The organism is Amycolatopsis sp. NPDC104775 (assembly GCF_055583325.1).
Genome location: NZ_JBVJOE010000006.1, coordinates 100,901 through 124,719, shown reverse-complemented (window position 1 = coordinate 124,719; position 23,819 = coordinate 100,901). Strand labels below are relative to the sequence as shown.

The window sequence follows — 23,819 nt, the reverse complement described above, 5'->3', positions numbered from 1 at the left end:
TTTATGGGCAGTGATCGGCGCACGCACGTACTGGACTCGGCGTTGGAGGTGTTCGCGCGCTACGGCTACCGCAAGGCGTCCATGGACGATGTCGCGAAGGCCGCGGACATCTCGCGTCCCGGCCTGTACTTCTACTTCTCGTCCAAGCCGGAACTGTTCCGCGCAACGGTGCAGCATTCGCTTGACGACAGCATCGAGGCCGCTCGGCTCGCTCTCGCCGATTTGCGGCAACCGCTGCGCGAGCGGCTGATCGAGGCGTTCGACCAGTGGGCTGGTCGTTATGTCGGGCCGATGGCCGCGGAGATCGGCGTCCTGATCGACTCCAACCCCGATCTGCTCGGCACTATGCCAGTCGAGTATCCGAAACGGTTTCGCGCGCTCGTCGTCGACGCGATCGGCGGACGGGCCGCTGCCGACGTCGCCGGGACGTTGATCAGTACCGCGGTCGGGATCAAGTACGACGCGGAGACGCGCGACGAGTTTCGTGCCCGGATGACCATCGCGGTCGATCTTTACTGCAAGCGCTGAAACTCAGGTGAGCGGCCAGTTTCGCAGGGCCGTGTCGGCGACTTCTTGCAACTCCTCCCGGCTCGCGCCGCTGGCCGCTTCGACGGCGATGCCGAACGCGACCGTCATGATGTAGCGAGCCAGCCGTGCCGCATCGGCGTCCGGCGGCAAATCGCGTTCCTCAACCGCGCGCTGGAATCGTTTCTCAAGGGCCAGACGTGCGGCATTTCGCCACTCGACCAGCAGTTCGCGCGCGGGACGGCCGAGTTCGCCAGCCGCCAATGAGCCTTGGACGCCCAGGCACCCGGGCGGACAGTCGGGGTTGGTCGTGGCCTGGACAGCACCGTTGAGTATCGCGGCAGCCACCTTCGCGGCGGTCGGCTCCGCCCAGGCTCGCGGGCCGTAGGAAGCGGGGCCTTCGTCGTAGAGCGACAAAGCCTTGCGGAACAACTGCTCTTTGTTGCCGAAGGCCGCGTACATGCTGGTTTTCGTGATGCCCATGGCTTCGGTCAGCTCGGCCAGGCTGGCCCCCTCGTAGCCCTGGTCCCAGAACACCAGCATGGCGCGGCGCAGCGCCTCGTCGGCATCGAATCCACGCGGGCGGCCGAGCTGGGCTTTGTCCTGGGTCACCGCGTCAGTGTACCCCTTCGGTACCGATCGGTTCAGAAGTGCTACGGTCAGGTTAAGTACCGATCGGTACCGAAATATTCGGAGGTCAGCTATGGGACAACTCGAGGGCAAGACGGCGGTCGTCACCGGCGGCAGCAGCGGGATCGGCCTGGCCGCCGCCGAACGGCTCGCCGCCGAGGGTGCGCACGTCTTCATCACCGGCCGGAACCGGGACACGCTGGAAGCGGCCGCGAAGACCATTGGGGCGACCACCGCGATCCCGGGCGATATCGCCGATCCGGCCGATTTGGACCGGCTCTACGACGCGGTTCGCGACCGCGGCAACGGGTTGGACATCGTTTTCGCCAATGCGGCAACGGGTTCCTTCATGAGCCTGGAGGAGACCACCGCCGAACACTTCGACCAGGTCTTTGACACCAACGTCCGCGGCACGCTCTTCACGGTGCAGAAAGCGTTGCCACTGCTCAACAAGGGCGCGTCGGTGATCCTGACTTCGTCGGTCCGAGCGGATGACGGCCTCAAGTCGTTCGGAACGTATTCGGCGTCCAAAGCCGCTCTCCGTTCCTACGCCCGGACTTGGGCCAATGAGCTGAAAGACCGCGGAATCCGGGTCAACGTGGTGTCCCCCGGCACGATCGACACCCCGGTGCTCGAGAATGCGGTCGGCGTCGAGAAGGTCGACGAGGCCCGGGCGAGTTTCGCGGCGCGGGTTCCGCTCGGCCGGATGGGGACGCCGCGCGAGGTCGCCGACGCCGTGCTGTTCCTCGCGTCGGAGCAGAGCAGCTTCATCCTCGGCGCGAACATCTACGTCGACGGCGGCGAAAAGCAGTTCTGACCAGCAGCGGCGCGGGAACAACGACGTTCTCGCGCAGATTCACCCTGGCGCGATGGCTATACGTGCGTATAGCATGCTGTTCATGCGTATAGCGACGATGTCATGACCGACCCCGACGACCTGACCGCGCGCGCCCGCATCCGCGACGCGGCGATGCGACACTTCGGCGAACACGGATTCGAGCGCGCCACGATCCGGGGCATCGCGGTGGAAGCCGGGGTGTCGCTGGGCTTGGTGCGGCACCATTTCGGGTCCAAACAGGCGCTCCGCGAAGCCTGCGACGAGCACCTGATCAAGCTCATCCGCCAGCTCAACGACCAGGTGCCGGAGGATCTGGCCGCCAGCATCACCGCGAATCCCGTTGCGGCGGCGCGAATCGCGATGGGGCCGTATCGGGACTACCTCGTCCGGGCACTGGTCGAAGGCGGCGTCGCGCCGTTGTTCGACGAGATGGTCGAACTCGGCACGGACCGGCTCGTCGCCGCTGATCGGCAACGGACGGATCCGCCGACGGTCGAGCCCAAGGTCCGGGCCGCGATCGGCACCGCGATGGCGTTGTCGATCACCGTGCTGCACCAGCATATTTCGCGCGCGGCCGGCGTCGACATCCTCAGCCCGGCGGGCGACAACATGCTCGCCCGCGCGCTGATCGACATCTACTCGCATCCACTGCTCAGCCACGACGAAGCACAGGCGGCGCTCGATCGCCTGCCCGCGGAAGGAAACTGACATGCCGCACGCGACGATCCCCCGCATTCCGCCGCTCCCTCTCGACGAGCTGGATCCCGAACAGCAAAAACTGGCGAAACTCGGCGCGGACACCGTGATCCAAGTTCTCGCACATGCGCCGGAGGTGATGCGGGCGTCCGGCGCGTTGGGCGGTTACCTGGTGAGTCAAGGGAAACTGCATCCGCGGATCCGCGAGCTGGCGATCCTTCGTGTCGCGCTCCGGTGCGACGCTCCCTACGAATGGGCGAACCACGCGCCCGCCGCGCTCGGCGGTGGCGCGACCGAAGCTGAGATCTCCGCTCTCTCCGATCCGGCGGCCAGTTGGCCGCCCGACGACGACGCGGTGCTGCGCGCTGTCGACGAGCTGTGCGCGAATGTCTTCGTGTCCGACGAAACCTGGGCAGCTCTGGCCGAAACTCGCGAGCACGCCGAGATCATCGAGATCCTGTTCCTCGTCGGCTACTACCGGATGATGGCCGGATTCCTGAACTCCGCGGGCGTCCCGGTGAAACCTGGGCAACCGGCGCTCGGCGAGCCTCCGGCGCCAGTAGCTCTCCCGGACCACCAGCCTCGGCCCACCAGCGGCGAAACCGGTCCGGATGGCAGCTGGAAGATCACGTTCGTCCATCCGGCGGGAAGCAAAGACCTGCTTCTCAACCTCGCGACCGACGGAACCACGGTGTCCGGGTCCATTTTCGACACTCAGCTGAAGGTCACGGTCCCCATCGTCTCGGGAACGGTCGACGGGAAGGAGATCAGCTTCACGGCGTTGGTGACTGATCCGGTGCGGTTCGAGGTGAGCGTGCGCGGGACGGTCGACGGGGACGCGTTCTCCGGCTCCGTCACGATTTCCGGCGGTGGCACCTTTCCGCTGTCCGGGGTTCGGGAGGTCAGTCCCAGTAATTGAACAGCGCTTCGCCGACCGTCGCCGGCTTCCAGTACGCGACGTCGGATCGAGTGAGGTGTGGCCAGTCTTCGGCGACGAAGGAACGTTCGAGATCGGCTGGAGTGAGCACCTGGAACTGCTCCGTTTCCGCGAGCACGGCGACGAGTTCCGGTTCGTCGATGAACTCCAGCGGCCCCCACTCCCGCGCCGGCGCGAAGTCGAGCGAGCGCGGCCGGGCGAGCGCGACCACCGGCGCGTCGTTGGCGGCGACGACCGAGATCGTGCGATCGGGATACTCGACGACGGCTTGCCAGAAGTTCGGCGTGACCGTCGGAACGCGAAACTCGATCAGGGTCCCGCCGGTCCGACGGGCGAAGGCGTAACAGAGACGACGAACCTCGCGAACCTCGACCACCGCAGCATTCTACGCAGCCGGTCCCCCGCCAGTGGACGCGGAATTGCGGCGGACGAGGACGGGTGGTCTTCTGGGGCTCAAGATCGAAAGGTGAGCCATGCCGTACGCGTACACATTCGACCAGATCCGCAACCGGCCGGTCACCGTGTTCGGTGCCGGGACGCTGGGCAGGCGCATCGCGCTGATGTTCGCCTCCCGCGGCGGGATCGTGCGGATCAGCGACCCGAACGCCGAACAAGTCGCGGCGGCAGCGGAGTACGTCGCGGAAACGTTGCCGGTTCTGATCGAAAAACGCGGCAGCGGCGAGGTCGGCCGGGTCGAGGACGCGGGGTCGATCGAGGAAGCTCTGCGCGACGCGTGGCTTGTCGTGGAGGCGGTACCGGAACGGCTGGACCTCAAAATCCCGCTGTGGGGCCAAATCGACGAGGCCGCGCCCGCTGACACCATCTTCGCCACCAACTCGTCGTCGTACCCGTCGCGGATGATGTCCGAGAAGGTGCGCGACAAGTCGCGGCTGTGCAACATGCACTTCTACATGCCGCCGACAGCGAACGCGGTCGACCTCATGTCCGACGGCGAAACCGGCCGCACGGTGCTCGACACGCTGCTCGGGGTGCTGCCGGAGTTCGGCATTCATCCGTTCGAGGCGCGCAAGGAAAGCGTCGGCTTCATTTTCAACCGCGTATGGGCGGCGATCAAACGGGAATCGCTGGCCGTCGTCGCGGAGGGCGTCGCCCGGCCGGAGGACGTGGACGGGATGTTCAAGATCAACTGGCATCTGCCGTACGGGCCGTTCCAGATGATGGACCAGGTCGGCTTGGACGTCGTGCTGGACATCGAAAACCATTACGCGGACGAGAATCCGCACCTGCCGACGGGTCCGCGGGACCTGCTGCGCAGTTATGTCGACGCGGGCAAGCTCGGGATCAAGACCGGTGAAGGGTTTTACTCGTACAGCTGATTCGGTCGGTCCGAGAGTTTCGGGCGGCCCGGGCAAGGAAAGGATCGGGCCGCCCCGCGCCGGTTCAGTCCAGCGAGACCGCGACTTCCTCCAGCGCGTCCATCGACTCCTGCATGCCGACCTCCATGCCGGATTCCAGGATCGCGTCGCGCAGTTCCTTCGTGGGCGTTTCGGTCAGTATGGTCAGCGTGGTGCGGTCCCCCGATCCGGCGAACGTCACGGTGACCACCGGCGCGTCCAAGTCCGAGTATTCCGGCGTTTCGTAAACCTCAGTGTGGACCAGGCGTTCGTTGGGCGTTATCTCTTGATATTCACCGTGAAAGGCGACCTCGAAACCGCCGTTCGCGATCAGCACGTAACGCCACTGACCGCCGACCCGCAGGTCGATGTCCACGGACGTCACCGTGCCCCGCTTGCCTGCCCACCAGCGCTTCACCAGGTCCGGCGTGGTCCAGGCGCGGTAAACGCGCTGCCGAGGAGCGGCGAACTCCCGGGTGATCAGGATCTGGTTGTCAGCGGGCAGCGTCACCTTCGCCGTGCCGGTCGTCGTGTCGGTCATCGTCTTCCTCCTCGGTCGAGCCCATCTCTTCCAGCACAGCGTCCAGCGATGCGAACCGTTCCTCCCAGGACCGTTCGTAGCGGCGCACCCAGTCGTGGATCGGCTTGAGGGCGCGGCTGTTCAGCCGGTACAGCCGTTGCCTGCCCTCGTCCCGCACCTCGACCGCGCCGACCTCGCGCAGCACCCGCAAATGCTTCGACACCTGCGGTTGCCCCAGGCCCAGCGCGCGGACGAGGTCGTTCACCGGACGTTCGCCCTCGGCGAGGACGTCCAGGATTTCCCGGCGCCGCGGTTCGGCGACGGCGTTGAAGACGTCCGCGGTAGTCGCTGCCCGTGCCATGCGGCAATCATATGCCGATATGGGTATGCGTCAAGAGGCCGGGCGGGCGCGGACGTGGAAGCGCTCCCCTTGCGGTCCGAACAGGGCCAGAATCTCGCAGACCTCGGCGCCGGCGTTGCCGAACCAGTGCGGAACGTGCGTGTCGAACTCGGCGACCTCGCCCGGTCGGAGGATCACGTCGTGCTCGCCGAGGATCAGGCGCAACTGTCCGGACAGGATGTACATCCACTCGTACCCCTCGTGGACGCGCTGGTCCGGGGACTCCGCAGGAGGCTCCGGTGGGAGAATCATCTTGTAGGCGCGCAGGCCGCCCGGACGCCGGGTGAGCGGCAGGTAGGTCCGGCCGTGCCGGACGAACGGTTTCGGGTGCAGGCGCGGGTCGCCGGTCGAGGGCACGCCGACCAGCTCGTCCAGCGGGACCTGGTAGGCGCGGGCCAGGGCGAGCAGCAGCTCCAGGGTCGGTTTGCGCTGGCCGGCTTCGAGCCGCGACAGCGTGCTCACCGAGATCCCGGTCGTTTCGGAGAGGCCGGTCAGCGTCTCGTTGCGCTGTTTGCGCAGGGCCCGCAGCCTCGGCCCGACCGCGTGCAGGACCTCGCCGAGGCCCTGGTCGTCTTCGCTCATGTCGTTCAATTTGCCACTTCGGCAAAGAACTTTGTCAAGTCGGCGCGTTCTCCGGATAGTCCGAAGGCGACGGGGACGACAGGAGGATCCAGTGGACGAGAAGTACGACGTGGTGGTGGTCGGCGGCGGGGCGGCCGGGCTCAGCGGAGCGGTGGCGCTCGCCCGGAGCCGTCGTTCGGTGCTGGTCGTGGATTCCGGCGAACCGCGCAACGCACCGGCCGGGCACGTGCACAACTACCTCGGCCGCGAAAGCACGCCGCCGGCCGAGTTGCTTTCGCTCGGTCGTGCGGAGCTGGCCGGGTACGGCGGTGAGGTAATCACGCAGACCGTGACCTCGGTTGCCAAGGGAGACAACGGGTTCGAGATCTCGCTGGCCGACGGACGGCGCACGCGCGCGCGGCGGGTGCTGGTCGCCACCGGTCTCGTCGACGAACTGCCCGAGGTTGCCGGGCTGGCGGCGCGGTGGGGGCGGGACGTGCTGCATTGCCCGTACTGCCACGGCTGGGAGATGCGCGACCGGGCGATCGGCGTGCTGTCGACCGGCCCGATGACCGTGCACCAGGCGTTGATGTGGCGGCAGCTGAGCGGAGACGTGGTCGTTTTCCGGCACACACACGGGGATTTCGACGCGGCTCCGCTGCTGGCCCGCGGGATCCGGATCGTGGACGGCGCGGTCGCCGCGATCGAGACCGAGGACGACCAGCTGACCGGGGTGCGGCTCGAATCGGGCGAGGTCGTGGCGCGCGAGGCGCTGGCTGTCGCGGCGCCGGCCAAGACCCGTGCGGACTTTCTCGCGCCGCTCGGGATCGAGCCGGAACCGGTGGAGTTCAACGGTTTCGTGATCGGCACGCGAGTTCCCGCGGACGCGTCCGGACGGACGTCCGTGCCCGGGTTGTGGGTGGCGGGGAACGTCACGGACATGCGCGCGCAGGTCGTGGTTTCGGCCGCGGCGGGGTTGATGGCCGGGGTGGCAATCAACGGCGAGCTGGTCGAGGAAGAAGCCGCGGAAGCCGTGCGGCAGCGGGAAATGCCGTTCTCGCACGAGATGGAGCGGGAGGTCGCGCGGGCCAATGAGCGCCACGCGGACGCGCCGCCGTTCGACCGCGGTTCCTGGGAGGAGCGGTATCGGTCCCGGGACGAGATCTGGAGCGGGCGGCCGAACGAGCAGCTCGTGACCGAGGCTCGCGACCTGGAGCCGGGCCACGCGCTGGACGCGGGCTGCGGCGAGGGCGGCGACGCGATCTGGCTCGCGCAGCAGGGCTGGCGGGTGACGGCGGTCGACTTCTCCGAGACGGCCATCGGACGCGGGCGCGCGCAGGCGGAGAAACTCGGGGTGGCGGACCGGATCACGTGGATCGCCGCGGACCTGTCCGAGTGGTTGCCGGAATCGAAGTTCGACCTGGTGACGTCGCATTTCCTGCACGTGCCGTCGGCGACGAGGACGGCGGCGTTCGCGCGGCTCGCGGACGCCGTGGCACCGGGCGGGACGTTGCTCGTGGTTGGGCATGATCCGGCGGATCATCACGCCGGGCGGCCGCATATGCCGGACATGATGTTCACGGCTGAGGACGTGGCGGAGACGTTGGATCAGTCGTGGGCTTCGGTGGTCGCGGAGATTCGGGAGCGGGCCGCGATGGGGGCGGAGATGGTGGTTCGGGACACGGTGCTGGTGGCTCGGAAGGGGTGATGGTTAGGGGTGGCTCCGGTTCGGGCGGGTGGGGGTCGGTCGGGCCGGGGCTGCCGGGGGGTGGGTGGCACGGCTCCGCCTCGGCTGGATGGGGGGGGCTCGGCTGGGCCGGAGCCGCTGGGGGGTGGCCGACACGGCTCCGGCTCGGCCGGGCGATGGCTCGAGCGGGACGCGACCGCCGGGACGCTGGCGACACCGACAGCGCGCTGGCCCGGCGAGGGCTCGGGTGAGTCGGAGCCGCCGGGGGGGGTGGCCGACACGGCTCCGGCTCGACCGGATGGCGGCTCCGTCAGGTCGGAGCTGCTGCGGACGCTGCCCGTTACGGCTCCGGTTCGGCCGGAACGCGACCGCCGCGGGCGCTGGCCGACACCGGCACCGCGCTGGCCCGGCGAGGGCTCGGGTGGGCCGGGGTCGCCGGGGGGTGGCCGACACGGCTCCGGCTCGGCCGAATGGGGGGGTCGGACGGGCCGGGGTCGCCGGGGGCGCTGGCCGACACCAGCACCGCGCTGTCCGGTGGAGGGCTCGGCCGGAACCGATTGGAGTTGCGGCCGAAGGGGATTCGGCGCAGCGGCGCGGACGGCTCCTGTTCGCAACTGAACCAGGGCGCTGAGGCTGAAAAGCGTGGCGAGGCGTAACGAGCCGCCCGAAGAGGTTCCGGCCAGACAGGTGCGGCGACAGGCCCGGCCCAAGCGGAAATTCGTCCGCGCGGGCTTGGTAATCGCGCGAAGCGACCACCGGAAAGCCGGGGTCAGGCGTGGTGCACGGATTCCACTGTGTAGAGGTGCGGATCGGACTCGGCTAGAGCCGTGGCCGCGGCCAGATGTTCACGGCATTCCGGGTCGGCGAGCATGGCGTGGAAGGCATCGGCACTGGTCCACTGGGCGTAGTTCACTACGCACGTGCCGTCGGTGCTCGCGTGGAGGTTCGCGGACACGTCCTCCGTCGCTGCCGTCAGGACGTCGACCAAGGCTCGCTGCTTTTCCGGCGCGACGGTGAAGACGTTCACCAGGGTGGCGACGTCGGCGTCGGTGGTGATGGTCGTCATGGCTTCTCCTCGGACGTGACTGGCCGGCGCCAGTATGTGTAAGTTTCCTGTCATGAGTCAAGAGACGACGCGACGGCCGGGGTATCTCGTGAAGCGGGTGCAGCAGGCGTTCCGGCAGGCGTCCGACGAACTGCTGCGGCCGATCGGGCTGTCCATGTCGCAGTACGCGGTGCTGGTCGCCCTCGCCGAGAAACCGGGGGCGTCGTCGGCTGAGCTGGCGCGGCAGTGTTTTGTGACGCGGCAGTCGTTGCGGGACGTGCTGACCGGGTTGAAGACGGCCGAACTGGTCGCGGTGGCTGAGGAAGCCTCAACGGGGCGGGCGCGGCCGGTACGGCTTACCGCGGCGGGCGAGGCTCGGTTGAAGGAGGCGCATCGGGTGGTCGGCGAGGTCGAGGAACGGATGCTGGCCGGGCTGTCGGAAGCGGATCGGCTGCGGCTGGCTGAGCTGTTGAGCAGCTGCGCGGAAAATTTGCTGCCTGAGGACCGATGAGTTTTCGCCGCCCCCGCGGTCTACCCGAATCAAGTAGACCGAGGAGGGTTCATGGGCAAGGTGTTGTGGCACGTCGCGATGTCGCTGGACGGGTTCGTCGCCGCGGACGGGCATGCGATGGAGTGGATGTCCGGAGTGCGCGTCACGCCGGGCGTGCACGAGGAATCCGTCGCGCGGGTCGGGGCGATTTTGGGCGGGCGGCGCGGGTTTGACGCGTTGGCGGCGCGGGCGCCGGGGAAGGTCGCGCGGCAGCCGTATGGCGGAGCGTGGAGCGGGCCGGTTTTCGTGCTGACTCATCATCCGGAGGACGCGCCGGCCGAGGACGGGGTCACGTTTCTCGGCTGCGACGTCCGGGAGGCGGTCGAGATCGGGCTCGCGGCGGCGAACGGGAAAGATCTTGAGCTGCACAGCCAGGATATCGCACGCCAATGCGTTGAGCTGGGGATTGTCGACGAGTTCAGCGTGCATCTCGTGCCGGTGATGCTCGGGTCCGGGGTGCGGCTGTTCGACAATCCGGGCGGGAAACCAGTGCGCTGGGAACGCGTGTACGACGGCGACCCGGCATTGGCGGTCGACCTGCGGTACCGGCTCGCCGCGAGGCAGTGAATCCCGCTCAGCGGGACGGATCGGCCTACTAATGGCGTATGGCCTCCACGGAGTTATTGGTCTATACCATTTGGACAGGGGTTTACCACCCCTCGGTCCTCACCGTGGAGGTTCCACCTATGCGTCTCCCCTTCCCCCGAAAACTGGCCGCCGCGCTGGGCGGGTTGCTGGCCGTCGCCGGGCTTGCGGTGCCGCACGGCACCGCGGCCGCGGCTAGTGGTTCGTCGATCGCGCTCGCGCCCTATGTGGACATGGGCGCGTGGCCGTCGCCCGTGTTGTCGTCGATGTCCGAGCAGAGCGGCATCAAGAGTTTCACCCTCGGCTTTGTCACCGGGGCCGCCTGCAAGGCCAGCTGGTTCGCCGCCTACGACCCCCGGCAGGGGTGGCAGTCCGACGAGATCGCGAAGATCCGCGCGGCGGGCGGGGACGTCAAGGTCTCCTTCGGCGGCGCGTCCGGCGTCGAACTCGCGCAGGCGTGCGGGGACGTCAATTCACTGGCAGGCGAGTACGAGGCGGTGATCAAAGCCTATAACCTCAAGTACATCGACGTCGACATCGAGGGCTCGGCGGTCGCCGACCCGGGTTCGATCAAACTCCGTTCGCAGGCATTGAAGAAGGTGCAGGACGACAATCCCGGGCTCAAGATTTCGCTGACCCTGCCGGTGCTGCCCACGGGGCTCACGTCGGACGGGCTGAACGTCGTGACCTCGGCGCGCGACGCGGGAGTCGACCTCGACCTGGTTAACGTGATGGCGATGGACTACTACCAGGGTTCGGGCGATCAGGGAGCCAAGGCGATCCAGGCGGCGCAATCCACGCAAGCGCAACTGAAATCGGCGCTCGGACTGTCCGATGCGGACGCTTGGCAGAAGGTCGGCCTCACGCCGATGCTGGGCGTCAACGATTCGCAGAACGAGATCTTCTACCAGAAGGACGCCAGCGCGGTGGTGAGCTTCGCGCAGAGTGTCCACTTGGGAATGCTGTCGTTCTGGGAACTCGGCCGGGACGCGAACGCGTGCAACGGGCCGCTGTACAAGTGCACCAACATTTCCCAGCAGCCGTACGAATTCTCGAAGATCTTCGCCGGGTACTCCGGCTGACGAGAAACGGAGCAGCCCGGGCCCGGCGCGGGACCCGGGCTGCTTCCGGCACAGACTCAGGGCAGGTAGTACATCGGGTTCGGCAGCTTCACCGGGTGGTCGGCGTAGCCGCCCTCGAGGTCGCTGAACTGGTCGCCGAGGTTGAGCACGATGTGCGCGCCGGTCGACTGGATGTGCGCGCGGGTGCCCGACTTGTACTGCACGGTGTTGCAGGTCAGCCCGCACGGCAGGTAGTCCGGCGCGGTGGTCTTCGGCTTGAAGTACGCGCCGGCCGGCGTCGGGTAGCCCTCGTTGGCGAGGTTCTTGAGCGACTGCGGGCCCTGTTTGTCGTTGCGGCCGGTCAGGAAGTAGACCCGCACGCCGCGTTCGGCGGCCCACTTCGCCAGCTCCAGCACCGGCTTGTTGGCCTCGAAGGTGCCGTCGTCGATGGCTTTCTGCTGTTTCACCGGGTCGAAACCGAAGTCGTTGTCGGCTTCCCAGCCGTAGGTGACCTCGGACGTGTCGTCCACGTCGAGCACGATCGCCGGGTTCTTCACCTTCCCCAGCTTCTGCTGCAGGTACCGCTTCGCGTCGGCGACCACGCGCTTGGTGTCGGTGACGAACCGGCTGGTTTCGGAGTAGTGGTGCTTGCCGGACGCGTCGAGCCAGTCGCCGTAGTACGCCTTGACGTCGTTCTTCACCTGGCCAATGTTGGCCGGTTCCCGGCCGTGCGCGGCGGTGACGGCGTCCGATCCGGCGAGCGCGGTCGCGCCGCCCGCGACGGTGGCTCCGATGGCCGCGGCGGCGGCCAGTTTGACGAGAGCGGGAAAACGAGACACAGCGACCCTCCAGTGGTGATTCGTCAACCCGCAGAACTTACGCCGCGTTCCCCGGCTTGAAAACCCTCCGTTGGGATGCGTTCGGCCCGGCACACGAACGCCACCGGCGACCGGCCGATCCGCGTCAGCACCACAGTGGACTCTTCGCTGCCGCGCGGTTTCAGCTTGCGGCGCAAGGCGTCCGGGTCGACGTCGAGGCCGCGGACGAGGATTTCCAGCCGTCCGACGTCGAGCTTCTTCAATGCCTGCCCGAGCGTCTTTTCCCGGTACGGCACCTGTTCCAGCACCCGGAAGGCCCGCACTCCGGGCGGTGGCGTGGCACCGGTCAGGTAGGCGATGCGTTCGTCCAGCTGCCACAACCCATGCCGGGCCGCGTAGTGGCGCACGAGCCCGGCTCGGACGACCGCGCCGTCCGGATCGATCAGCCACTCCCCTGCTTCCTGCACGGGAATGTCGTCCGGTTCCGCGTCGGTGATACTCCACTGTGTACCGTCCGAACGCAACACTGTCGCCCGGCGGGTGACGCCGGAGGACAGACCGCGCCACAGGCAGGCCTCGCGGACCTGGCCGTCGAGCGAGACGAGTTCCACCTCGTCCGCCCAGGGCGCGATAGAGAAATCCATGCCGGGCGCGCATTTCACCGACAGGACCCGGCTGGGATAAGCGGCCACGAGTTCGTCGAGCGGCGGCAGGAAGTCCGCTGGACGCCATACCCGGCGACCGGCGGAGTCGCGGCGGGCGGGATCGGCGACCACCGCGGTGTCCCGGGAAACCGGACGCAGGGCGTCGGCGCGCGCGACGAGCGGGGACACTCCGGCGACGGAAGCGTTGTGCTGAGCCATTTCCAGCCGTACCGGGTCCACATCGGACCCGACAGCCGCCGACGCGACCCGAGACAGTTCGACCAGATCAGCACCGACGGAGCAGGTGACGTCGTGCACCGGCAACCCCGTGAGCCGGGAAGCGCGATGCCGGGCCACCGGGGTAGCGCTCGCTTGCTGCAAGGCGTCGGCAGTGAACAGCCACTCAGCGGAAGAAGTGAGCTTTAATACCGATTTACGCCGCAGTGCAACGGTTTCCAGCACCGGAGCGGCACGCTCGCCGACCAGGCGACGAGCCGTGGTGACGTCCGCGATCCGCGAGCCGTCCAAAGTGGAGCACTCGGCGAGCGCCGCCCGTCCCGCGTCCGAGCGCAGGAAGGCGACGTCGTCGAGCGTGAAACTGTAGGGCAAGTCAGGACGGCCGCTTGGTCCCGGTGATCATCACGTTGTAGAACAGCTCGCGCGGCAGCACCTTCGACAGCACCTTCTTGTCCAAAGCGGACAGCCGCAGCCACAGGTGGTAGGCGAACAGCCGCCAGCGCACGGTGAGCTTCTCCTGCGGCACCGCGGCCTCGAAGGTGCGGATCGGCCAGCCGGCCAATGCCGCCGAGAACTCCTCGGTGACCGCGCGGACGTCCTGGGCGCCAGCGCCGCGCGCCATCGCTTCCAGCTCCGACGGGTCGAAGGTGTGGATGTCGACCACGGCCTCCAGCGCCGCCGCGCGCGAGGATTCGTCCAATTCGGACTGCGGACGCCGCCAGCCGCTCAGCGCGGGCAGCTTGGTGATGTTCGTGGTGAGGTACCAGGTGAGCTGGCCGAGCCGGCGCGCGTAGCGGTCGCCGATTTTCGTCGGCTCGCCGGCGAAAACGAACCGCCCGCCCGGCTTGAGCACGCGCAGCACCTCGGCGAACGCCTGGCGCACGTCCGGGATGTGGTGCAGCACCGCGTGCCCGACCACGAGGTCGAACGTGTTGTCGTCGTACGGGATGCGCTCCGCGTCGGCGACCCGGCCGTCGACGTCGAGGCCGAGGTTCTCGGCGTTGCGCAGCGCGACCTGCACCATGCCCGGCGACAGGTCGGTGACCGAGCCCTTCTTCGCGACGCCGCCCTGCATCAGGTTAAGCAGGAAGAAGCCGGTGCCGCTGCCCAGTTCCATCGCGTGCTGGTAGGGCTGGCCGTCCTCGCCGGCCACCGCGTTGAACACGTCGGTGGCGTAGGAGATGCAGCGTTCGTCGTAGGAAATGGACCACTTCTCGTCGTACGTCCCGGCTTCCCAGTCGTGGTAGAGGACGTTCGCGAGCTTCGGGTCGGCGTAGGCCGCCTTGACCTCGTCTTCGGTGGCGTGCGGGTTCGGAGCCGGGTCGGACACTCCTGAGTCGGACACGGAAGTCACTTCCCCTCGAAACTGGCTTTGCCGGGGCCGTTGTCGATGAACGACTGCATGCCGTTGCGCTGGTCCTCGGTCGCCCACAGCGCGGTGAACAGCTGCGTCTCGATCTTCAAGCCGGTGGCCAGGTCGACGTCGAGACCGGAGTCGATCGCCGTCTTGGCCGCGCGCAGCGCCACCGCCGGGCCGTTCGCGAACTGCGACGCCCACTTGTGCGCCGCGGCGTACACGTCGTCCGGGGCCACGACCTCGTCGACGATGCCCAGCTTGAGGGCCTCGTCGGCCTTCACGAACCGGCCGGTGAAGATCAGGTCCTTGGCCTTGCTCGGGCCGATCAGCCGGGTCAGCCGCTGCGTGCCGCCCGCGCCGGGGATGATGCCGAGCTGGATCTCCGGCTGGCCGACCTTGACGTTGTCGCCGGCGATCCGCCAGTCCGCGGTGAGCGCCAGTTCGAGGCCGCCGCCGAGGGCGTAGCCGGTGATCGCGCAGACAACCGGCTTCGGGATGTTCGCGACCCGGGCCAGCGACGCGGTCAGCTCGGCGCCGAACTTCGCGATCTCCGGGTACGTGCGGGAGGCCATCTCCTTGATGTCCGCGCCCCCGGCGAAGGTCTTCTCGCCGCCGTAGAGGATCACCGCGCGCACGTCGTCGCGGTCGGACGCCTCGCGCGCGGCCTCGGCGAGCTCGGCCTGCACCTGGTTGTTCAGCGCGTTGACCGGCGGCCGGTCCAGCCGGATCGTGCCGACCCCGCCCTCGACCTCCAGGGTTACGAACTCTCCCACGCGAATCCTCCTCGTTGACGAACTGACCGCAGGCTACCGGCCGGTAAGCACAAACCTACCTGCGGCGGGCGAAGAACCGCTCGCCCGAACGCTCCAGCACCAGGTCCTGGTCGAACGTCTTGGACAGGTTCTCGCTGGTGATCACGTCGTCCACCAGGCCGGACACCACCGCGCGGCCCTCGCGCAGCAGCAGCGCGTGCGTGAAGCCCGGCGGGATCTCCTCGACGTGGTGGGTGACCAGCACCATCGCCGGCGCGTCCGGGTCCAGCGCGAGCGCCGACAGCCGGGCCACGAGGTCCTCGCGGCCGCCGAGGTCGAGCCCGGCGGCGGGCTCGTCGAGCAGCAGCAGCTCCGGGTCGGTCATCAGCGAGCGGGCGATCAGCACGCGTTTGCGCTCGCCCTCGCTGAGCGTGCCGAACGTGCGCTCGGCCAGGTGCGCGATGCCGAGCGTGCCGAGCAGTTCGGTCGCCCGGTCGAGGTCCATCCGGTCGTACTGCTCGCGCCAGCGGCCCATCACCGCGTACCCGGCGCTGACCACGACGTCGCCGACGCGCTCGTCGCCGGGCACGCGCTGGGCGATCGCGGCGGAGGTGAACCCGATGCGCGGGCGCAGGTCGAAGATGTTCACCTTGCCGATCCGGTCGCCGAGCAGGTCTACGGTGCCGGAGGTGGGGTGCAGTTCGGCGGCGGCCAGGCGCAGCAGGGTGGTCTTGCCCGCCCCGTTCGGCCCGAGCACCACCCATCGCTCGTCCAGCTCGACCGCCCAGTCGAGGGCCGCGAGGAGGTCGTTTCCGGTACGGCGGACGCCGACACCGGACATCCGCACGACGAGGTCGTCAGGATCGCTGGGCAGGATCGGCTCGCTCACGCGCCCATTGTGGCGGTCGCCCGGGCGGCCGCGCGCACCCGCCCGGGGGTAACGGCGCGCAGGGTGTCCAGCGGATGGGACGAGCGGCCGTGCTCACCGCGCTGTGGCAGCATCCAGAGCATGTTCAGGTCCGCGCGCCCCGTGTTCTGGCGCCGTCGCGCGATCGACCTGCTCCTGGTCGCTTCCAGCGGATGTAGCCGGGCGCGGCACGCACGCTGAGCCTCGTCGGCGTGCCGCGCTGCCTCGCGTCCCGGCACCGACTCACTCCAGGAGCATCCGCGTTGACCACGTCCATCGTCCGTCCCGAAGTCGAAATCCACCCCCAGCTGACCGATCCGCTGCTGCCCGAGCTGCTGCACCCGGCGCGGCTGCTGTGGACGCCGCGCGAACTGGCCGAGCTGACCCGCACGGTCGTCACCGAACTCACCACCGGCCTGCGCGAGGTCCTGCGCTTCGACGAGGACCAGCGCTGGTGGGCGCGGCTGGCGCTGACCGACGGCGTCGAGCTGTGGCTGCTGTCGTGGCTTCCCGGCCAGCACACGAAGCCGCACGACCACGGCGGCGCGTCGGGTTCGTTCACCGTGCTGCAGGGCGAACTCGGCGAGGAGTACCGCTACCCCGGCGGTCCGGTTCGCCGCCGCACGCACACCGCCGGGCAGGGCATCGGGTTCGGCGCTGGGCGCGCGCACCAGGTGCTCGGCGTCGGCAGCGAACCGGCGGCCAGCGTGCACGCCTACTCGCCGCCGCTGGTGCCGACGCGCGAATACGCGAGCCTCGCCGACGTGCCGAACGAGATCCCGCCGCTGCCTGCCATTGTGCGGTCATGACCACTATCGAGAGTTTTCTCGCCGACGCCCGGTCCACACTGGACCGGGCGGACCCGGCGCGCGCCGCTGACCTGCAGGCCGAGGGCGCGTTGATCGTCGACATCCGGCCGTACGCCAACCGGGTCGCCGAAGGCGAAATCCCCGGGTCGGTGGTGGTCGAACGGATCCACCTGGAGTGGCGGCTGGCCCCGGACAGCGAATGGCGGCTGCCGGGGGTTTCGGCGGAGACTGTCGCGGTGGTGGTGTGCAACGAGGGGTACGCGTCGAGCTTGGCGGCGGCGGATTTGCAGCGGCTCGGGCTGGTCAAAGCGACGGATTTGGCGGGCGGGTTCCGGGCTTGGGCGGCGGCGGGGCTGCCGGTGCGCGAAGGCGGGTCGGCCGCGGTCGACTGAGCCTCAGCGGTCCGGTTCCAGCCGGGCGGAGATCGTCCCGATGCTCGCCTGGAAATGCCGCAGGACCGCGTCGCTCAACGCCTGCAGATGCGGGTTCTGCCCGCCCGGCACCGGGAACTGCGCACGGTCCCATTCCGGCTGGCTGGTCCGCGTCGGCAGGTTCAGCACCGCCGGACGTTCGGCCACCGAAGGGCGTTCGACGGTGACCGCGCTCTGGTGCGGGAGCGCGGCCAAAGTGGGCTGGAGCTCCTCGAGCCGCTCGGTGGCCAGGTCCAGCGCTTGGGCGGCTTCGTCGGCCCACCGGCCGCGTTCGGACAGCAGCGTCGGCTCGTCTTCGCCGTCGAGCAGACGTTTCTTCAAGCTCTGCGCGGCATCGGCGTACTGGTACAACGCCGCCGCGGCGACCCGATGGGCGTCCGCGGCGGCCTCGGCCTGTTCTCGCTGCTTCTCTCGCACCGCCGCGTAGGCCTCGGCGCCCAAGCCGGTCCACTCCGGCAGGGCGTGTTCTTCCAGCCCCGCGGCGATCGGGTCCAGCAGCTTGGCGAGCCAGCCGCACCGGTCGGCCTCGGCGCGCATCAGGGACGAGATGTCGTCGGACCACTCCGCCATCAGCCGAGAACCGTCCGGATCTCGCTCGGGCCGTGGTCTTCCGGAGGCTTGTCGGCGATCTCTTCGATCGCTTCGACGGCGTCGGATTCGTAAGCCGCGTAATGCTTCCCGGCCGCTTCGAGCCGCTCGGCGAGCCGGGCGAGATCGGTCGCGACCACCTCGCCCGCCCGCACGGACGCGCCCTGGAAACGCTCCAGGCTGCGGGCCAGCAGCACCTCGCCAGCCCGGCTGGGCTGGGCGCTGTAGCGAAGCGCGCCACGGCGGTGTTTGGTCTCCGCGTTCAGCTCAGCCAGGCCATCGGCGGCCTGGCTGAGCTGCGCGGGATCGGTTTCGTACCCGGTCATCGCGACTCCGGTGTTCCGGCGATCTCTTGTACTAGGGCCAGCGGCAGCGACAGCATCCGCTCAGTTCCGCCGCCGACGTCCGCGCTCGGGTTCACCAGCAGGCCCGCCATCCGCCGGGCGGCGGCCCGTGCGGCTTCCCGGCCCGAGCACGATCGGACGCTCGACCACCGCTGTCCCAGTGCTTTGCCGTATTCGCCGAGCGTGTGGTCGTTGGTGAACACGCAGCACCAGTCGCCCGCTCCGGCCAGCGACGCGATCAGCAATTCGTTGCCAAGGAACGGCATTCGCACGGTCTGCTCGGGGAATTTGGCCAAGACGAAGCGCGGCACGTCCACGAGAGTGTCGAGGACGTGCTCTTCCGCGACCGCGGGCGCAGCCTCCAGAAGGGCACGGGCGGATGCCAGCTCCGCGGGGCTGAGCGGCGGCAGCGGACGGGAAAGGCTTTCCTTGATCCGGCTGGTGAACAAATCCCGGATGTCATCGAACTTGGTGCGGCCGATGCCGAGCCGGGCGAATCTCCCGGCCAGTTTCGCGTTTTCCTCGTCGCGTGGGAGGCCGACGTTGAACGCCGCCCAGAACACGTCGGCGAGCCGGTCGTCGCCGAAGCTCGCGAGCACCGCGGCGAGCCGGGCCACGACGACCACGCGCACCTCGGCGGCGGTGGCCGCGGCCGGAATATGCCAGCGGGCGCAGAGTTCCGGGCCGAGCCGGCGGCGCAGGTCCTCGCGCCAGACCCCGCTTCCCTTGTGCAGCCCCTCCACCGCTTTGCGCAGCGTGGCGTTCATCGGCAGCTCTGGGCGCGGCTGGCTCCCGCGGATTCCCCCATTGTCGATCACGGGCAAGGATCCTAAACGACATTTCGCCGTCTCCTATTCCTGGAATATTCCGCGCGGCGTCGCGAAAACCGGCGTTTTCCTGGGAAAACGTGGAAAAGTCCCGGCTGGCGAATCGTCAACAACGGGAAAAATCCCGGGAAAATCACGTGCCCGACTACTCAGCGACAATTCGGGATGACAACGCGTATCGCAGCCGACGCGCGGACAGCCACGATTTTTCCAAGAGAATCACCGGAACAGCGGTGTACCCGGCCGTACCGGAGCTACGTTCACGACAAAGCCGTCCACGGGAAATGAAATGGAGAGATCCGGTGGAACTGTTTGTGATTGTCCTACTGGCGTGGCTGAACGGGGCGTGGCTCACCGCGTTCGGGGTGAGCTGGAACGCGCGGCGGCGGCTGGAGCGGAAACTGGCCGAGCGGGAGACGGAATGCCGCCACACCGTCCCGCCGGTCAGTTTCCGCCGGTGATCTCCTCAGGCGAGCACGACGCGCGCCAGCTCCGCCGGGCTGGCCAGCAGCGGGTGCTTCGGCAGCACCCGCACCGTGTAGCCGACCGAGCCCGCGCGCGGCAGGCGCAAGGTCGCGGCGAACGCGCCGATCCCGTCCGGCGTCATCGGGACCTGCACCGAGTCGGTGAGTTCGTCCCCGTCGCCGACCTGGCCCACCACGGCCTGGATGTCCACTTCGGACGGTTCGAGGCCGGCCAGGTCGATCCGGGCGCGGATGGCGACCTCGGTGCCCACGACGAGCCGTTCGGTGTGGTCGTACTGGAGTTCGGCGTCGAAGATCCGCACCCGCGGCCACGCGACTTCCAGTTTGGTCCGGTAGTCGGCCAGCGACAACGCGCCCTGGTGGCCGTTCTCGGTGGCGGCGGCCACCATGCGCGACGCGGGCAGGTAGCCGGAATCCACGTACTCGCGCACCATCCGCGACGCCTGCACGCGCGGGCCGAGCGTTTCGAGCGTGTGCCAGACCATCGCCAGCCAGCCGGTGGGCACGCCATCCTCGCCGGTGTCGTAGTAGAGCGGCGCGATCTGCTGGCCCAGCAGGTCATACAGCGCCGCGGCTTCGAGATCGTCGCGGCGGAGCGGGTCGGTGACGCCGTCCGCGGTGGGGATGGCCCAGCCGTTCGAGCCGTCGTAGCACTCGTCCCACCAGCCGTCCTTGATGGACAGGTTCAGGCCGCCGTTGAGGGCCGACTTCATCCCCGACGTGCCACACGCCTCCAGCGTCCGCACCGGGTTGTTCAACCACACGTCGCAGCCGCGGTAGAGGTAGCGGGCCATCGACATGTCGTAGTCCGGCAGGAAGACGATGCGGTGGCGCACCGCGGGATCGTCGACGAAGCGCACGATCTGCTGGATCAGCTGCTTGCCGTTCTCGTCGGCGGGATGCGATTTGCCGCCGATCACGATCTGGATCGGCCGCTTCTCGTCGAGCAGCAGCGCGCGCAGCCGGTCCGGATCGCGCAGCATCAACGTGAGCCGTTTGTACGTCGGGACGCGGCGGGCGAAGCCGACAGTCAGCACGTCCGGGTCGAAGACGCGGTCGGTCCAGCCCAGTTCCAGCGCTGACGCGCCGCGCTGCATCCACGCCGCCCGCACCCGGCGCCGGACCTCGCCGACGAGCTTTTCCCGCAGTTCCCGGCGCAGTTCCCACAGCTGCTGGTCGCTGACGCCGTCGCGCAGCGAACTGTCCGGCGTGCGGCCCTCGTGGCCGAACTCCTCGTGATTGCCGCCGAGCAGCGCGCTCAGCTCGCGCGCCACCCAGGTCGGGCCGTGCACGCCGTTGGTGATGGACGCGATCGGCACCTCGGCTTCGTCGAAACCGGGCCACAACCGGGAAAACATCCGGCGCGTGACGCGGCCGTGCAGCTTCGAGACGCCGTTCGCGCGCTGGGCCAGCCGCAAGCCCATGTGCGCCATGTTGAACAGGCCCGGGTTGTCCTCCGCGCCGAGTTGCAGCACGCGGCGGACGTCGACGTCGGGGACGAGCCTGCCGTCGGAGAAGTAGCGCTGCACGAGGTCGACCGGGAAACGGTCGATGCCCGCGCTGACCGGGGTGTGCGTGGTGAACACGGTCCCGGCGCGGACCGCGGGCAGGGCCTCGTCGAAGGCGAGCCCGTCGGACTGGATGATCTCGCGGGCGCGTTCCAGCCCGAGGAACCCGGCGTGGCCCTCGTTGGTGTGGAACACCTTCGGCTGCGGATGCCCGGTCAGCTCGCAGAACTTCCGCACCGCGCGGAACCCGCCGATGCCGGCCAGGATCTCCTGGCGGATGCGATGGTCGGCGTCGCCGCCGTACAGCCGGTCGGTGACCGAGCGCAGGTCCTCGTCGTTGGCCTCGATGTCGGTGTCGAGCAGTAGCAGCGGGATCCGGCCGACGCGCGCCCGCCACATCTGCGCGCGCAGGTCGCGCCCGCCCGGCATGGCGACCTCGACCAGCACCGGGCGCCCGTCCTCGGCGACCAGCTCCAGCGGGAAGGCGTTCGGGTCGATCACCGGGTAGTGCTCGACCTGCCAGCCGTCGAGCGACAGGCCCTGGCGGAAGTAGCCGGACCGGTACAGCAGGCCGACACCGACCATCGGCACGCCCAGGTCCGAGGCCGCCTTGAGGTGGTCACCGGCGAGCACGCCGAGGCCGCCGGAGTAGTTCGGCAGCGCCTCGGTGACCCCGAACTCCATCGAGAAGTACGCGACCGCCCGCGGCAGGCCCTCGTCGGTGCGCCGCTGGTACCAGCGCGGTTCGGTGAGGTAGCGCTCCAGCCCGGCGGCGGCCTCGCGGGTGCGGCGCAGGAAGTCCTCGTCCTTCGCCAGCTCCTCGAGCCGCTCCGGTGGCAGCGCGGTGAGCATGCGCAGCGGGTCGCGGATCTTGTTGAACAGTTCGGCGTCCATCGAGGCGAACAGGTCGCGCGTCGGCGGATGCCAGGTCCAGCGAAGGTTGGTCGCGAGTGCCCCGAGCCCGGCGAGCGGCTCGGGCAGGCTGGCGCGGACGGTGAACCGGCGGACTGCACGCATGGTCAGCGACGATATCCGGCCCGCCCCGCGAGCGCTCGCACCCCACTTCGGGGATTGTCCGCACAGTGCGCCATCCGGGTCAGTAATGTCCCGGTTCGTTGTCGGACGCGGAAGTGGAACGAGGGAACATGAGCCGAGGGGGACGCCGGTACGCGCTGGTCGCGCTAGTCGTGGCGACTGTGCTGGGTACGGCCGCGTGCGGGGACAAGACTCCCCCGGCGACACCGGGAGCCGGGAACGTCGCCGGGCTGCCGGTCACGCATTTCGAGAGCGGGCTGCGGTCGGACGCGCCGAAGCCGGACCTGCGGGTGCGCAACGCCAGCGGCGGCGAGGACGACCAGCTCGCCACCGCCGCGATCGCGGACGTGCAGGCGTACTGGACCGAGGCGCTGCCCGCGGAGTTCGGCGGCAAGCGTTTCGAGCCGGTCAAATCGCTGCTGTCGTACGACTCGAAGCGCGACACCGAGGACACCGCGTGCGGCAGCGTCAAGCAGCTGGTGAACGCGTTCTACTGCGCGGGCGACGATTCGGTGGCGTGGGACCGCGGAGTGCTGCTGCCGATGCTGCGCAAGCGGTTCGGGCCGATGTCGGTGGTGACCGTGCTGGCGCACGAGTTCGGCCACGCGATCCAGTACCGGCTCGGGGCCGCGGCGGGGATCTCGAAGTCGACGCCGACCGTCGTGAAGGAACAGCAGGCGGACTGTTTCGCCGGCGGGTACTTCCGGTGGGTCGCGGAGGACAAGAGCAAGTTCTACCGGGTGTCGACCGCGGAGGGGCTGGACCAGATCCTGGCGGCGATGTTCTTCATCCGCGACCAGGCCGGGACCAGCGCGACGGATCGGCAGGCGCACGGTACGGCGTTCGACCGGACGTATGCGTTCCAGGCCGGGTTCGAGAAGGGGCCCAAGGAATGCGCGGGGATGAACGCGCAGAACGTGCAGAAGCGGTTGACTGAGCGGCCGTTCGACCGGGACGACAAGGGCAAGGGCGACGTGCGGTTCGACGAGCGCCTGGTGGCGGATGTGAAGGCCAGTCTCGACGAGGCGTTCAAGGGCGCGGGCGTGCAGGGGCCGCAGTTCCGGGCCGGGGCGGGCAGCTGCTCGGGTGGGCCCAGTACGCCGCCCGCGTCTTATTGCCCGAGTGACAACACGGTGGCCTTCGATCAGCGGGCGCTGGAGAAGCTGGCTGAGCCGGTGGACCAGGAAGCCGAGATGGCGGGCCGGGCCGGGGGCGGACTGGGCGACTTCGCGGCCTTTGCCGAGCTGGCCTCGCGCTATGCGGTGGGGATTCAGAAGGGGGTCGGGGCTTCGATCGATACGCCCAACGCCGGGTTGCGGACGGCTTGCCTGGTGGGTGCTTGGGCGGCGTTCTCGAATCATCCGACCGGCGGGGTGAAGTTGCGGTTGTCGTCTGGGGATTTGGACGAGGCGATCGCGGATCTGCTGCGGCCGGACGGGCTGGTGTCGGCGAACGTGAACGGGGAGCGGCCGGACAGCGGGTTTGATCGGGTCGAGGCGTTGCGGCGGGGATATCTGGAGGGGTCGTCCTCTTGTTCTAAGCAGTATCCGTGAGGTTTTGCGCTGGGGGGGTTCGTGCGTGGGCACCCCGAAGCTGAGTGTGCTGACGGTTCGGGGGTGGTTGTCAAGGCGGGAAAGATGCCTTGACAACCAACACCGAAAAGAAGAGAAGGGGGCGTGTCGGGGTG

At 68.8% G+C, this 23,819-nt stretch carries 28 protein-coding genes; 13 read left to right on the top strand and 15 right to left on the bottom strand.

All coding sequences use genetic code 11. The features are described 5' to 3' along the window. Positions 1–3: 3 nt before the first annotated feature. Positions 4–528, top strand: a complete 525-nt coding sequence (locus ACZ63D_RS26770; RefSeq protein ID WP_465357117.1) for a TetR/AcrR family transcriptional regulator — start codon at positions 4–6, stop codon at positions 526–528. A gap of 3 nt (positions 529–531) precedes the next feature. Here ACZ63D_RS26770 and ACZ63D_RS26765 read toward each other — a convergent pair whose 3' ends face one another. Next, positions 532–1,137 (bottom strand): TetR/AcrR family transcriptional regulator, encoded by a 606-nt coding sequence (locus ACZ63D_RS26765; protein ID WP_465357116.1) that lies wholly within the window; start codon positions 1,135–1,137, stop codon positions 532–534. Positions 1,138–1,228: 91 nt separating this feature from the next. Between ACZ63D_RS26765 and ACZ63D_RS26760 the strand changes: the two genes are divergently transcribed. From ACZ63D_RS26760 to ACZ63D_RS26750, 3 genes are all read left to right on the top strand, one after another. Further along, positions 1,229–1,972 carry an SDR family NAD(P)-dependent oxidoreductase gene (locus tag ACZ63D_RS26760; protein WP_465357115.1) on the top strand — a complete coding sequence of 248 codons (744 nt, stop codon included), beginning with the start codon at positions 1,229–1,231 and terminating at the stop codon, positions 1,970–1,972. A gap of 102 nt (positions 1,973–2,074) precedes the next feature. After that, complete coding sequence (locus ACZ63D_RS26755; RefSeq protein WP_465357114.1) at positions 2,075–2,701, top strand: TetR/AcrR family transcriptional regulator; 627 nt, start codon at positions 2,075–2,077, stop codon at positions 2,699–2,701. A 1-nt stretch (position 2,702) separates the two neighbouring features. Beyond that, positions 2,703–3,608 (top strand): carboxymuconolactone decarboxylase family protein, encoded by a 906-nt coding sequence (locus ACZ63D_RS26750; RefSeq protein ID WP_465357113.1) that lies wholly within the window; start codon positions 2,703–2,705, stop codon positions 3,606–3,608. Here ACZ63D_RS26750 and ACZ63D_RS26745 read toward each other — a convergent pair. After that, positions 3,592–4,002 (bottom strand): hypothetical protein, encoded by a 411-nt coding sequence (locus ACZ63D_RS26745; RefSeq protein ID WP_465357112.1) that lies wholly within the window; start codon positions 4,000–4,002, stop codon positions 3,592–3,594. The two genes, ACZ63D_RS26750 and ACZ63D_RS26745, sit on opposite strands and share 17 nt — an antisense overlap. A 97-nt stretch (positions 4,003–4,099) precedes the next feature. Here ACZ63D_RS26745 and ACZ63D_RS26740 point away from each other — a divergent pair, with 97 nt between their 5' ends. Beyond that, complete coding sequence (locus ACZ63D_RS26740) at positions 4,100–4,963, top strand: 3-hydroxyacyl-CoA dehydrogenase family protein (protein WP_465357111.1); 864 nt, start codon at positions 4,100–4,102, stop codon at positions 4,961–4,963. 64 nt (positions 4,964–5,027) lie between these two features. Here ACZ63D_RS26740 and ACZ63D_RS26735 read toward each other — a convergent pair whose 3' ends face one another. Genes ACZ63D_RS26735 through ACZ63D_RS26725 form a run of 3 tightly spaced genes read right to left on the bottom strand, consistent with a single transcriptional unit; the run spans position 5,028 to position 6,483 of the window. After that, a complete protein-coding gene (locus ACZ63D_RS26735; RefSeq protein WP_465357110.1) occupies positions 5,028–5,522 on the bottom strand; it encodes an SRPBCC family protein in 495 nt (164 codons plus the stop codon). Then, positions 5,476–5,862, bottom strand: a complete 387-nt coding sequence (locus tag ACZ63D_RS26730) for an ArsR/SmtB family transcription factor (RefSeq protein ID WP_465357109.1) — start codon at positions 5,860–5,862, stop codon at positions 5,476–5,478. The genes ACZ63D_RS26735 and ACZ63D_RS26730 overlap by 47 nt, the downstream gene beginning before the upstream one ends. 30 nt (positions 5,863–5,892) lie before the next feature. Then, positions 5,893–6,483 carry a helix-turn-helix domain-containing protein gene (locus ACZ63D_RS26725; RefSeq protein WP_465357108.1) on the bottom strand — a complete coding sequence of 197 codons (591 nt, stop codon included), beginning with the start codon at positions 6,481–6,483 and terminating at the stop codon, positions 5,893–5,895. 91 nt (positions 6,484–6,574) lie between these two features. Here ACZ63D_RS26725 and ACZ63D_RS26720 point away from each other — a divergent pair, with 91 nt between their 5' ends. Then, positions 6,575–8,170, top strand: a complete 1,596-nt coding sequence (locus ACZ63D_RS26720; RefSeq protein ID WP_465357107.1) for a methyltransferase domain-containing protein — start codon at positions 6,575–6,577, stop codon at positions 8,168–8,170. A 748-nt stretch (positions 8,171–8,918) separates the two neighbouring features. Here the strand turns inward: ACZ63D_RS26720 and ACZ63D_RS26715 are convergent. Further along, positions 8,919–9,215 carry a putative quinol monooxygenase gene (locus ACZ63D_RS26715; RefSeq protein ID WP_465357106.1) on the bottom strand — a complete coding sequence of 99 codons (297 nt, stop codon included), beginning with the start codon at positions 9,213–9,215 and terminating at the stop codon, positions 8,919–8,921. Between the two features lie 52 nt (positions 9,216–9,267). Between ACZ63D_RS26715 and ACZ63D_RS26710 the strand changes: the two genes are divergently transcribed. The 3 genes from ACZ63D_RS26710 to ACZ63D_RS26700 all read left to right on the top strand — a co-directional run bounded on the left by ACZ63D_RS26710 (position 9,268) and on the right by ACZ63D_RS26700 (position 11,411). Next, entirely contained in the window at positions 9,268–9,705 is a 438-nt protein-coding gene (locus tag ACZ63D_RS26710) for a MarR family winged helix-turn-helix transcriptional regulator (RefSeq protein ID WP_465357105.1), read from the top strand. A 51-nt stretch (positions 9,706–9,756) separates the two neighbouring features. Next, entirely contained in the window at positions 9,757–10,311 is a 555-nt protein-coding gene (locus tag ACZ63D_RS26705) for a dihydrofolate reductase family protein (RefSeq protein WP_465357104.1), read from the top strand. A 119-nt stretch (positions 10,312–10,430) separates the two neighbouring features. After that, positions 10,431–11,411 carry a chitinase gene (locus ACZ63D_RS26700; protein WP_465357103.1) on the top strand — a complete coding sequence of 327 codons (981 nt, stop codon included), beginning with the start codon at positions 10,431–10,433 and terminating at the stop codon, positions 11,409–11,411. 56 nt (positions 11,412–11,467) lie between these two features. Here ACZ63D_RS26700 and ACZ63D_RS26695 read toward each other — a convergent pair whose 3' ends face one another. From ACZ63D_RS26695 to ACZ63D_RS26675, 5 genes are read right to left on the bottom strand one after another with little or no spacing between them, the layout of a single operon-like run. After that, positions 11,468–12,229 carry an HAD family acid phosphatase gene (locus ACZ63D_RS26695; RefSeq protein ID WP_465357102.1) on the bottom strand — a complete coding sequence of 254 codons (762 nt, stop codon included), beginning with the start codon at positions 12,227–12,229 and terminating at the stop codon, positions 11,468–11,470. Positions 12,230–12,252: 23 nt separating this feature from the next. Next, positions 12,253–13,461 carry a class I SAM-dependent methyltransferase gene (locus ACZ63D_RS26690; RefSeq protein ID WP_465357101.1) on the bottom strand — a complete coding sequence of 403 codons (1,209 nt, stop codon included), beginning with the start codon at positions 13,459–13,461 and terminating at the stop codon, positions 12,253–12,255. A 1-nt stretch (position 13,462) separates the two neighbouring features. After that, complete coding sequence (locus tag ACZ63D_RS26685; protein WP_465357446.1) at positions 13,463–14,419, bottom strand: methyltransferase domain-containing protein; 957 nt, start codon at positions 14,417–14,419, stop codon at positions 13,463–13,465. Between the two features lie 20 nt (positions 14,420–14,439). Further along, entirely contained in the window at positions 14,440–15,219 is a 780-nt protein-coding gene (locus tag ACZ63D_RS26680; RefSeq protein ID WP_465357100.1) for an enoyl-CoA hydratase/isomerase family protein, read from the bottom strand. Positions 15,220–15,274: 55 nt separating this feature from the next. After that, entirely contained in the window at positions 15,275–16,087 is an 813-nt protein-coding gene (locus ACZ63D_RS26675) for an ABC transporter ATP-binding protein (RefSeq protein ID WP_037716706.1), read from the bottom strand. Positions 16,088–16,368: 281 nt separating this feature from the next. Between ACZ63D_RS26675 and ACZ63D_RS26670 the strand changes: the two genes are divergently transcribed. Both ACZ63D_RS26670 and ACZ63D_RS26665 read left to right on the top strand, forming a co-directional pair. Next, positions 16,369–16,914 (top strand): cysteine dioxygenase, encoded by a 546-nt coding sequence (locus ACZ63D_RS26670; protein WP_465357099.1) that lies wholly within the window; start codon positions 16,369–16,371, stop codon positions 16,912–16,914. Then, a complete protein-coding gene (locus ACZ63D_RS26665; RefSeq protein WP_465357098.1) occupies positions 16,911–17,306 on the top strand; it encodes a rhodanese-like domain-containing protein in 396 nt (131 codons plus the stop codon). The genes ACZ63D_RS26670 and ACZ63D_RS26665 overlap by 4 nt, the downstream gene beginning before the upstream one ends. A gap of 3 nt (positions 17,307–17,309) precedes the next feature. Here ACZ63D_RS26665 and ACZ63D_RS26660 read toward each other — a convergent pair whose 3' ends face one another. From ACZ63D_RS26660 to ACZ63D_RS26650, 3 genes are read right to left on the bottom strand one after another with little or no spacing between them, the layout of a single operon-like run. Next, positions 17,310–17,915: a hypothetical protein gene (locus ACZ63D_RS26660; RefSeq protein WP_465357097.1), complete on the bottom strand. Its 606-nt coding sequence runs from the start codon at positions 17,913–17,915 to the stop codon at positions 17,310–17,312. Further along, positions 17,915–18,259 carry a hypothetical protein gene (locus ACZ63D_RS26655; RefSeq protein ID WP_465357096.1) on the bottom strand — a complete coding sequence of 115 codons (345 nt, stop codon included), beginning with the start codon at positions 18,257–18,259 and terminating at the stop codon, positions 17,915–17,917. The genes ACZ63D_RS26660 and ACZ63D_RS26655 overlap by 1 nt, the downstream gene beginning before the upstream one ends. Beyond that, a complete protein-coding gene (locus tag ACZ63D_RS26650; protein WP_465357095.1) occupies positions 18,256–19,095 on the bottom strand; it encodes a hypothetical protein in 840 nt (279 codons plus the stop codon). The genes ACZ63D_RS26655 and ACZ63D_RS26650 overlap by 4 nt, the downstream gene beginning before the upstream one ends. Before the next feature lie 311 nt (positions 19,096–19,406). Here ACZ63D_RS26650 and ACZ63D_RS26645 point away from each other — a divergent pair, with 311 nt between their 5' ends. Beyond that, entirely contained in the window at positions 19,407–19,565 is a 159-nt protein-coding gene (locus ACZ63D_RS26645) for a hypothetical protein (protein WP_465357094.1), read from the top strand. 5 nt (positions 19,566–19,570) lie between these two features. On the opposite strand, the gene glgP is transcribed toward ACZ63D_RS26645, so the two are convergent. Further along, positions 19,571–22,114, bottom strand: coding sequence for an alpha-glucan family phosphorylase (gene glgP / locus ACZ63D_RS26640; RefSeq protein WP_465357093.1), 2,544 nt, complete (start codon positions 22,112–22,114; stop codon positions 19,571–19,573). Positions 22,115–22,242: 128 nt separating this feature from the next. On the opposite strand from glgP, the gene ACZ63D_RS26635 reads away from it, so the two are divergent. Further along, positions 22,243–23,685, top strand: coding sequence for a neutral zinc metallopeptidase (locus ACZ63D_RS26635; RefSeq protein WP_465357092.1), 1,443 nt, complete (start codon positions 22,243–22,245; stop codon positions 23,683–23,685). Positions 23,686–23,819 lie beyond the last annotated feature (134 nt).

Coding starts and splice junctions, on each gene's coding strand:
- ACZ63D_RS26715 (WP_465357106.1), bottom strand. CDS start 9,215: ATGACGACCATCACCACCGACGCCGACGTCGCCACCCTGGTGAACGTC.
- ACZ63D_RS26740 (WP_465357111.1), top strand. CDS start 4,100: ATGCCGTACGCGTACACATTCGACCAGATCCGCAACCGGCCGGTCACC.
- ACZ63D_RS26705 (WP_465357104.1), top strand. CDS start 9,757: ATGGGCAAGGTGTTGTGGCACGTCGCGATGTCGCTGGACGGGTTCGTC.
- ACZ63D_RS26730 (WP_465357109.1), bottom strand. CDS start 5,862: ATGGCACGGGCAGCGACTACCGCGGACGTCTTCAACGCCGTCGCCGAA.
- ACZ63D_RS26700 (WP_465357103.1), top strand. CDS start 10,431: ATGCGTCTCCCCTTCCCCCGAAAACTGGCCGCCGCGCTGGGCGGGTTG.
- ACZ63D_RS26660 (WP_465357097.1), bottom strand. CDS start 17,915: ATGGCGGAGTGGTCCGACGACATCTCGTCCCTGATGCGCGCCGAGGCC.
- ACZ63D_RS26655 (WP_465357096.1), bottom strand. CDS start 18,259: ATGACCGGGTACGAAACCGATCCCGCGCAGCTCAGCCAGGCCGCCGAT.
- ACZ63D_RS26635 (WP_465357092.1), top strand. CDS start 22,243: ATGAGCCGAGGGGGACGCCGGTACGCGCTGGTCGCGCTAGTCGTGGCG.
- ACZ63D_RS26755 (WP_465357114.1), top strand. CDS start 2,075: ATGACCGACCCCGACGACCTGACCGCGCGCGCCCGCATCCGCGACGCG.
- ACZ63D_RS26750 (WP_465357113.1), top strand. CDS start 2,703: ATGCCGCACGCGACGATCCCCCGCATTCCGCCGCTCCCTCTCGACGAG.
- ACZ63D_RS26760 (WP_465357115.1), top strand. CDS start 1,229: ATGGGACAACTCGAGGGCAAGACGGCGGTCGTCACCGGCGGCAGCAGC.
- ACZ63D_RS26770 (WP_465357117.1), top strand. CDS start 4: ATGGGCAGTGATCGGCGCACGCACGTACTGGACTCGGCGTTGGAGGTG.
- ACZ63D_RS26725 (WP_465357108.1), bottom strand. CDS start 6,483: ATGAGCGAAGACGACCAGGGCCTCGGCGAGGTCCTGCACGCGGTCGGG.
- glgP (WP_465357093.1), bottom strand. CDS start 22,114: ATGCGTGCAGTCCGCCGGTTCACCGTCCGCGCCAGCCTGCCCGAGCCG.
- ACZ63D_RS26665 (WP_465357098.1), top strand. CDS start 16,911: ATGACCACTATCGAGAGTTTTCTCGCCGACGCCCGGTCCACACTGGAC.
- ACZ63D_RS26735 (WP_465357110.1), bottom strand. CDS start 5,522: ATGACCGACACGACGACCGGCACGGCGAAGGTGACGCTGCCCGCTGAC.
- ACZ63D_RS26710 (WP_465357105.1), top strand. CDS start 9,268: ATGAGTCAAGAGACGACGCGACGGCCGGGGTATCTCGTGAAGCGGGTG.